The 1,233-nt window shown below is 35.9% G+C and carries 2 protein-coding genes; both read left to right on the top strand.

What is annotated here, in order from left to right; all coding sequences use genetic code 11:
* Positions 1-223: 223 nt before the first annotated feature.
* Positions 224-640 (top strand): hypothetical protein, encoded by a 417-nt coding sequence (locus AC1DPQ_RS28140; protein ID WP_477579276.1) that lies wholly within the window; start codon positions 224-226, stop codon positions 638-640.
* A gap of 60 nt (positions 641-700) precedes the next feature.
* The coding region (locus tag AC1DPQ_RS28135; protein WP_477611625.1) for a BatA domain-containing protein at positions 701-1,233 on the top strand (533 nt) is incomplete at its 3' end.

Here is a 1,233-nt window from a genome sequence, read left to right as displayed (position 1 = left end):
TGCCCATGCAGGGTTGTAACGTTTGGAATATTGATACTGGTGCTGCATTTACTGGGAAATTGACCTGTCTGGATATCGAAACAAAAGAATTTTGGCAAAGCGATACCTTGCAAAGCTTGTACCCAACCGAAAAAGGAAGATGTAAATAGTTAAGTTATTGATCGATTATTCTCTTGCTGAAATTAGAGAAAGGCTAAAGAATAGTTAACTTCGCCAAGTTTTTTTGAAAGATACAATGCAGAACAACCCCACATTTAACCATCAGGCTGATATCGTAAATAGTGCCATTAGATTTATAAGCGCCTGGTTTAAACAATCGAAGGCCATTACCGACGAACTGAATGATTTTTTCATTCTCCCAGGTAATAAAGTTATTGGTAAGGATGTTATTATTGGTCGGTTAAAAGGTATTTTCGGTCGATCTGATGAATATGTTGGTGGCAGATACGATATTATTGATGTTAATTTCGAGCTTTTGAATGATGATAAGGGTATGGGCTTTGTTGAAGGGGTTGCAGGTTACAGAGATGTTGTTCAAAAACAATCGAAAATTGTAAGCGGACCTTTTAAACTGTATTTCGCATTGCATAACGGTGGCTGGAAAATTGTAAATATCGAATTTCCGGGTTTTAGTTATTAAAACGACTTTATTACAATAGTAATTCGCCACTTTCCATAATTTTTCTATCTTTGGTTTTTAATGAATTTCCTTTATCCGGGCTTTCTTTTTGCACTAATATCGGTTGCCATCCCGGTTATCATTCATTTATTCAATTTCAGGAAGTTTAAGAAGGTTTATTTTTCTAATGTTCAGCTTTTAAAAGAAGTAGAACAGCAAAATTCTTCTAAAGAAAAACTTAAAAACCTGCTTATTCTGTTGTCGCGGATTTTGGCAATCATCTTTTTGGTGCTGGCGTTTACCCAGCCTTATATTCCAGCRCAGAATCAAAAAACAACAGCTTTAAATAATGTAGTAAGCATTTATATCGATAACTCTTACAGCATGGAAGCCATTAATAAAGATGGTAACCTGCTTGATGAAGCCAAGCGGAGGGCAAAAGAACTGGTAAAAGGTTTTGGAATGAACGATCGCTTTCAACTGTTGACCAATAATTTCGAAGGAAAACACCAACGATTGTTAAACGAGGAAGCGTTTTTAAAAGCATTAGATGATGTTAAAATCTCGGCAGCAAACCGTAATCTTCAACAAATACTAAACCGACAGGGGAATGT

It is taken from the genome of Pedobacter sp. 01T416_2 (assembly GCF_056398925.1).
Note: the sequence above shows the minus strand (reverse complement) of the source record. Positions and strands in the feature narration are given on the sequence as shown.